This is a genomic window from Streptomyces sp. PA03-6a, from assembly GCF_033792765.1.
GTDB lineage: Bacteria > Actinomycetota > Actinomycetes > Streptomycetales > Streptomycetaceae > Actinacidiphila.
Genome location: NZ_JARAVK010000344.1, coordinates 1 through 7,536, shown reverse-complemented (window position 1 = coordinate 7,536; position 7,536 = coordinate 1). Strand labels below are relative to the sequence as shown.

At 65.6% G+C, this 7,536-nt stretch carries 5 protein-coding genes and 2 pseudogenes; 2 read left to right on the top strand and 5 right to left on the bottom strand.

Going from position 1 to position 7,536, the window contains the following annotated elements:
• Window positions 1–97 precede the first annotated feature (97 nt).
• Together tpg and PV350_RS42305 are read right to left on the bottom strand one after the other, a co-directional pair.
• Window positions 98–403: pseudogene (gene tpg / locus PV350_RS42310) on the bottom strand (telomere-protecting terminal protein Tpg); the annotation flags it as partial.
• 598 nt (window positions 404–1,001) lie between these two features.
• A complete protein-coding gene (locus tag PV350_RS42305) occupies window positions 1,002–1,187 on the bottom strand; it encodes a type II toxin-antitoxin system Phd/YefM family antitoxin (RefSeq protein WP_500338708.1) in 186 nt (61 codons plus the stop codon).
• 555 nt (window positions 1,188–1,742) lie between these two features.
• Between PV350_RS42305 and PV350_RS42300 the strand changes: the two are divergent.
• Window positions 1,743–4,414 (top strand): annotated as a pseudogene (locus PV350_RS42300) (helicase associated domain-containing protein).
• 600 nt (window positions 4,415–5,014) lie between these two features.
• On the opposite strand, the gene PV350_RS42295 reads toward PV350_RS42300, so the two are convergent.
• Entirely contained in the window at window positions 5,015–5,149 is a 135-nt protein-coding gene (locus PV350_RS42295) for a hypothetical protein (RefSeq protein WP_375822204.1), read from the bottom strand.
• An 876-nt stretch (window positions 5,150–6,025) separates the two neighbouring features.
• Between PV350_RS42295 and PV350_RS42290 the strand changes: the two genes are divergently transcribed.
• The gene (locus PV350_RS42290; protein WP_500338706.1) at window positions 6,026–6,400 is read left to right on the top strand and encodes an SRPBCC family protein; all 375 of its coding nucleotides are present in this window, start codon (window positions 6,026–6,028) and stop codon (window positions 6,398–6,400) included.
• A 386-nt stretch (window positions 6,401–6,786) separates the two neighbouring features.
• Here PV350_RS42290 and PV350_RS42285 read toward each other — a convergent pair whose 3' ends face one another.
• A complete protein-coding gene (locus PV350_RS42285; RefSeq protein WP_500338705.1) occupies window positions 6,787–6,996 on the bottom strand; it encodes a hypothetical protein in 210 nt (69 codons plus the stop codon).
• A 135-nt stretch (window positions 6,997–7,131) separates the two neighbouring features.
• Window positions 7,132–7,536: integrase core domain-containing protein (locus PV350_RS42280; RefSeq protein WP_500338704.1), on the bottom strand; the 405-nt coding region annotated here is incomplete at its 5' end.

The window sequence follows — 7,536 nt, the reverse complement described above, 5'->3', positions numbered from 1 at the left end:
CGGACAACAGTCACCGATCGCCTACGAGAGGCAGTCAGCTACCCTGACACTCGCCGCATAACAACACGAACAGGTGTCCATCCCACAGGGACAAGGCCCGGGCACCGGTGTCGATGACGATGCCGCCGGTCGTGGCCGCAGCCTGCTTGGCGCGGGCGCGGACATGTGGCTGCCACCGCTGGCGTACTTCACGTTCCAGGCGGCCAGCGAGATCGCTGCGAGGGTGTTTGATCTGGTCTTTGACGTAGCGCTCCACGGTCCGCTGCGAGACCCCCAATAGCTGGGCGACGGCCCGGGTGCCCTTGAGCTGTTTGACGAGGTAACGCATTTGAGCGGGGGCCGTTTTGGGGATGCGGCGGGTGAAGGCGCCTTGCACGGCGCGGTCAAGACTCTCCCCGAGCATTCCCATCAGCGGTCCTTCCATTTGTTGCGATGGTGCGCCTGAACCTGCTGGATTGTGTGGTATCTGGCGCACATGGCGACTTGCAACCGGCTACGCAAGCCGGAGCGCGGCACGGATGACGACGCCCTCCCGACACCCACAACAAGCCGGTCACCTCGGGCAGCTCCCAGAGGTTCGGCAAGTCATGGGGGGCGGGGGTCCCAGTCCGGTCATCATGCCCGCCCAGTCTCGGTCTGACGTCACGATGCATCACCGCACTCGGGCGGCGCAATGTGTGGTGGTGTCCCGGACGCATGGCAAGGTCAGCCCGTCTGGCCGATGTGGATCGTGACGGTGGCCTCGGTGATCTCGCACATCAGCCGGTAGCGTCCCACATGCATCCGTCGCAGGTCCGATGAGCCGTACTCGACGCTGCTGGGAGGTGTAGCTGGTCGGCAAGCAGATCGACGCCTTCCTTCAGCTGGTGCAGGCCGTCGGGGTCGTCCTTGAGGAACCGGGCGGCGTCGATGGTCCGCTCGTCCCAGACGATCGTCCAGGTCGAGAAGCTGGGCCCAGACCGAGCCGCGCACGGACCTGGTTATACGGCACACGGGAGGTCTCACTGGCAGCCTGCTGGGCCCGGTACTGGGCCAGTGGCCGGGGCATCCTCGGTGTCAGCCAACTCCTGGGGGTTGATCAGCACCGCGGCGGGTTGTCCATGGTCGGTGATCGTGATCCGCTCACGAGCGTGGGAAGCCCGGCGAACCAGCAAAGCGAACCAAGCACGCGCGTCGGTGATCGGCACGTCTCACTCATGCATACAACTGTGTACTTCACGCGCCAGGAAGACGCTGCCGGGATGCGGCCGGTCGCTCGGACCTGGGACGGCCTCCTTCCGTGGAAGCACGACACTGCAGGGTTTCGGGTATCTACCTCTGATCCTCGTACCGGCGCAGCGCGAAGAAACAGAAACCCACCCGAAGCCCCAGCCGGTGACCACCGGCAGGCAGGCGGGAATCTCCGCCCGTTAGGGCGGAGAGGATGTCAACCGTGACCTGCCGGAGGTCTGAAGGGAGCTCCCGGGGGCACGCAGTCAATGAGGGTCTCCCCCGGCTTGGGGGAGCTGCGGATCGAGGACCGGACCCACCACCAACGCCGCCAAGCTGGGGGTGCAGAGTGCCCTGGTGAGCAGGCGAGGCCGGGGTGCAAGCAGGAAGTCGACCGTGAGGTGGAGTGGGACCTGGCCGGTACCGTGTCGCGCATCGGGCTTGCCCGTCGCCGTTCCAGCAGCCGAGATAATGATGGTTCGGGCAGGACGGCAGTCGGTGAGGCATTGGCTGTGTCGGGCGGAGGAGCGGGCGTGCGCGGTGTGCAGCTTCGAGAGCACCAGGTCGACGCACAGACGCGGATCCGCCGGTGGGTGGGCTTCCCCGCACGCTCTTCCGTGCCTGCTGACGGGGCACGGGCGACCTTGGTGTCGGCCACCGGGTCAGGGAAAACGATCACCGCCGCGCGGGCGGCGCTGGACCTGTTCCGGACGGACAGGATCCTGGTCATGGTCCCCACTCTCGATCTGCTCGTGCAGACCGCGCAAACCTGGCGCAGGGTCGGGCATCACGGGTCCATGATCGGCGTGTGCTCTCTGGAAGGCGACGAGCTCCTGGAGTAGCTCGGGGTCCGCACGACCACGAACCCGATTCAGCTGGCGCTGTGGGCCGGGTCGGGGCCGGTGGTCGTGCTGGCCACGTACGCGTCGCTGGTGGACCGCGATGACATCGAGGACGCGTCGGGCCTGGGTCGTGTGCGTGGGCCGCTGGAGGCCGCTTTGGCGGGCGGACAACGCCTGTATGGGCAGCGGATGGACGGCTTCGACCTGGCGGTCGTGGACGAGGCGCACGGCACGGCAAGGGATTTGGGGCGGGCGTGGGCCGCGATCCACGACAACGCCCGCATCCCGGTCTCCTATCGGCTCTACATGACCGCAACCCCGCGGATTCTGGCCGCCCCACGGCCTCCGGTCGGTAAGGACGGGAGCGAGCTGGAGGTCGCCTCCATGAGGGACGATCCGGCCGGCACCTACGGCCAGTGGATCTACGAGTTGGGCCTGTCCGAAGCGGTCGAACGCGGCATCCTCTCCGGCTTCGAGATCGACGTCCTGGAGATCCAGGACCCCGACCTCACCCTCGACGCTCCCGAAGAGGCAGTACGCGGCCGGCGCCTCGCGCTGCTGCAGACCGCCCTGCTCGAACACGCCGCAGCACACGACCTCCGTACCGTGATGACGTTCCACCAGCGCGTGGAAGAGCCCGCGGCGTTCGCTGCGAAACTTCCCCAGACGACAGCCGAGCTGTATACGAGCAAGGCGACCGAGCAGCCCTGGCCGAAGCCAAGGCCCTGCCGGCCTCGGCCATCGGCGCCCAGTCCTACAAGCTCACACCGCACCGGCACGTCGCCCCTGACCGCGTGTGGGCGCAGTGGCTGTGCGGCAACCACCTCGTATCCGAGCGACGCGAGGTGCTCCAGCAGTTCGCGAACGGTATCGACGACCAAGGGCGCAAGGTGCACCGGGCGTTCCTCGCCAGTGTCCGGGTCCTCGGGGAAGGCGTCGACATTGTGGGCACCCGTGGCGTCGAAGCCGTGTGCTTCGCAGACACCCGCGGGTCGCAGGTGGAGATCGTCCAGAACATCGGCCGCGCACTGCGGCCCAACCCCGACGGCGCAACAGAAACTGCGCGGATCATCGTCCCGGTCTTCCTGCAGCCCGGTGAAGACCCCGGCAACATGATCGCCTCAGCGTCGTACCGACCTCTGGTCGCCGTCCTCCAGGGGCTGCGCTCACACGACGAACATCTCGTCGAGCAACTCGCCAACCGCGCATTCAGCAGCGGAGCGCGCACGGTCCACGTCATGCGCAACGCAGATGGGCAGATCATCGGCACCACCGGCGGTCCAGGGGAAGGCGGTGCCGGCCACAGAAGCCGGGAGCAGGCCGACGGTGGCCAGGGAGCAGCGGAGTCGGCGTTGCTGCACTTCTCCAGCCCCCGTGATCCCGCCACCGTCGCGGCATTCCTGCGTACCCGCGTCTACCGGCCCGAATCCCTGGTCTGGCTCGAAGGCTACCAAGCCCTCCGCCGCTGGCGGGCCGAAAACAGCATCACCGGCCTGCACGCGGTCCCGTATGACACGCAGACCGAGGTCGGCGTGACAAAGAACTTTCCCATGGGAAGGTGGGTACATCAGCAGCGAAAAGCGTTGCGGGCCGGGGAGCTGGAAGAACACCGCAAGACGCTGCTCGACGAGGCCGGCATGGTCTGGGAACCCGGCGACCAAGCCTGGGAAACCAAACTCGCCATCTTCCATGCCTTCCACCGCGCCCACGGACACCTCGCCCCCCGACAAGACGCGCTATGGAGTGACAGCCCCGACGGCCAGACCGCACCCATCGGGAAACACCTGGCCAACCTCCGCCGCGAAGGCGGCCTCGGTAAAAACACCGACCGCGCAGAAACCCGAGCAACACAGCTCGCCACCATTGACCCGGACTGGGACTGCCCCTGGCCACTGGACTGCCAACGCCACTATGCGGTCCTGCGGGATCTGGCAGAGACCGAGCCCGACGGCACTGTCGCCGGCATCGAACCCGGCGTCACCTTCAACGGGGATGACCTCGGAGCGTGGCTGGTACGGCAGTCCAGGAACTGGGCCCAATTGAACGGCGAGCAGCAACAACGGCTCATCTCACTGGGTGTTACGCCCGCCGAGCAGCCCATCCTGACGCCGGTCGATGAAGCGAGGAAGCAATCTGGAAGGACCTCCGAGGGCTTCCAGCGCGACCTGACCGCCCTCGCCCAGTACATCGCCAGGGAAGGAACGCAGGTGGTAGCACGAGGACACCTGGAACGAATCATCGTCGGAGACCAGGTACACCAGCTGAGACTGGGCGTGTGGTGCAGCAACATCAAGACCCGCCGCGACAAGCTCACTCCCGACGAGCGCGCCGCCCTACAGAAGCTGGGCGTGCCGTGGGTGTGACACCCGCCCGTCGCTGAACCGGTCGGACGTCACAGTGCCCAAAGAGACCCAAGGCCGTAGCGGACTGTCCAGAACACTCAGCCACTGGTCGAGCTCCCCGGACTTCCAGTTCGAAGCGGCTTGTTAACTGTGCGCGCCAGTCCCTTGGCCGGTTCGTCCTCAAGCGCTGCGAACAGCCTGTCGCTCCGCTTCGACAAGGACACCGACCCCGGCGACCGCAGTTCAACGGTGGCGGCGTCCTGCCCGGGGCCAGCTCTGCGTCAAACGCACACTCACCCGGAAGCCTTTGGGCGACTTCCGCGCTGGAGGCGTCCTCGGCAAACGCTCGGCGGCCTCCATCCGGATTCGCCCGCGAACGCCTGCCGTTGAGCGTCTGCCCACCACCCTGCGATCCCTCATCCAAACGAAATCCGCGACGATCAAGCTCCGTGAGCCCCAGCGGCGTCGAAGGCAGTTGCGCGGGGGAGCTAGCTGCCAGGACTCCTCGCGGTGCGCCTGCACCAGCCGTTTCCCGATGCAGGCGCACCTTCGGGAGCGCGGATCGCTGGGACTTCTAGCCCAGAATACTACGCTCACAGAAATGCAATTCTGCGGAGATTATTACCACAGATCGATGTATGCGTCAGCGCCCTTGTTCGCCGTGGTGCCCTTGGCGGTGACGCCGAGACCCCACGCCGAGTTGTAGGTGATAGTTTCGATTAGAAACGTATCGGCAGACGTGTTGTACTTGCCCATGATCTTGAACGTCGTGAAGCCCTTGGGGTTACCCAGGTGGCCGTACCAGCACGGTCCTCCAGCAGGAGCGAGAGTCGTCGACGCGTACCCCCCAGACGGCACGATGAACACCGAGTAGGTTCCCCTGGCACACAGCTTTACATAACCCGCGGGAACCAGCTGTGAGGCGGGAGCAATGCCGGGAATCGACCCATCACCGGCGCCAGGGGTGACGCCGACAGCCCCACCAGATCCACCAGGGGTAACGCCAACAGCTCCACCAGTACCAGAGGCAGATGCGCTACCGACCCCGCCAAGGATTACTGTCGCCACAATACCGGCAACAGCTGCGCCCGAGGCTGCAAGACGCGCAAATCTTTTGCGCACAGATTGTCCTATCCGATAGAAGCCCCGCGTTCGGCATTCTCGATGATTCCACGAAGAAACCGACATCGAAGGCTAAGGATTGATCTTCACATACAACCCTATAACAACCGAATGGTCAACTGGATAGAAAGTGAGCGCCAACCTTGGCGGCAGCTGATTTTACTGGCCAAAAAACACTAACATACCAATTTCCGACACCGTGGCCAGGAACGTGCGGTTGCCAGCCCGGGCATTGACACTGATCGGCAGCGACGGAAGGTGGTGACGCCCCCACGAGGGGATACTCAAAGGTGAGCGCGCCATGACGCAGTTGCCAGTATGTTGGCCCGCCGCGTGCACCCGGTCCGATCACGCACGCGCGGACTTGGACACCTGGTTTCACAGTCCTGTAAATATCCGACCTGGCCCGCCGCTCCGGGAAGGTGCCGCGTGGCCGCCTCCAGGAGGCGGAGGGACACTCGAAGTCTCCCCCTGAGGGGTGGGATCGTCGTAAGTGAGTTCGAGCGCTCCATGAACATGACAGCCTCCGCGGACCGCGTTTTCGACCGGGCGGAGGACCTCGGCCGCATCGAGTCCTGGCTCCCCGACGAGCTGCACGCCCACCCCGCCCAACCGCCCGCCGTCACCGTGCACGACGACGACACCGGACGGGACGTGGCCGCGCTCTTCCGGGCCGACCGCACGCACAAACGGCTGGAATGGGGCACCATTGAGGACGACCGCTACGCGGGCTGGCTGCAGGTGGACCGGACCGACAAGCGGACCAGCGAGGTCACCATCCACCTGTCGTTCTCCGACGAGAGCATCGCGCCGCCGCAGGACGTCGTCTACCAGGCGCTGAACGACAGCCTTCACCGTCTGTCGCGCATAGTCACCGTCGCTTGAGTCGGGCGGCTGGCGCACGAGCGATCTGGTGAATCCCAGGCGCGCGCAAGTGTGTCGACGTCATGGAATTTGTCGATGCCTGCCGACCAACGCGTGGCCATGGGGCAACCCCCGCAGATGACCGCTCCCCGCCCCGCCTCGATGCCGGAAGGGGCGAAGTCGTGTACGAAGCGGTCCCCTGAAGGCGACAACAACCGGCGTCAACCCCGACCACCGGTCGGGGAGGCCACCTCATGACCGTGACCGTGACCGTGACCGCGTCACCAATGGTGACGACGCCCCATGTGCCAGCTCCCGGAGCCTATATGTCCTTCGGGAACACGGTTCCGTGCCTGTGAAACCCTACCCGGTGCCGGTACCCAACCAGGTACCGGCACCGGGGCTGCTCATCCTTGTGCGGTTTTGCCGCGGTGCTTGGAGCCGGCCTTCACGCTCATGCTGACGGTGATGGGAGCCAGGACGTAGGGGGTGTTGTGGGTGAGGTTGAGTACGGCCGTGTAGGTACCGGGCTTCCTGGTGTTGGGCAGTGAGGCGTCCAACGTGAGCTGGACGGTGACTGCCGAGTGGGCGGGAATGGTGATCTTCTTGGCGCTCACGGTCAACCAGTCAATCTCCGTGGCGTCTGGCTCGCCGTATCCGGGTAGATACTCGGCGGTCCCGACCGCGTTGGCGCTGCCCCAGCCGGTGCTGCCGCCGACTGAATCGCTCCGGGTTTGGTGTCGAGCGGGATGTCACGCGCTGACGGGTTCGTCGGCGTGGGTGTGTTGGTGATGGTAGGCGTCTTCGTACTCGGCTGGGGTGGTGTGGCCGAGGGCTCCGTGTAGGCGCTGGTGGTTGTACCAGTCGATCCACTCGGCAGTGGCGAACTCGACGTCGGTGAAGGTCTTCCAGGGCTTGTTGCGGTTGATGAGTTCGGTCTTGAACAGGCCGATCGCAGACTCGGCCAGGGCGTTGTCATACGCGTCGGCGACGGTCCCGATCGAGGGTGCGATGCCGGCTTCGGCCAGGCGCTCGGTGAACGCGATCGAGGTGTATTGGGCGGATTCAACCGGTCGTCGCAACACCTCGACTGCGGAGGTGTGATGGGCAGGCCGGCAGGGTGGATGAAGGAACTGACGGGTAGGTCTGCGATGAAG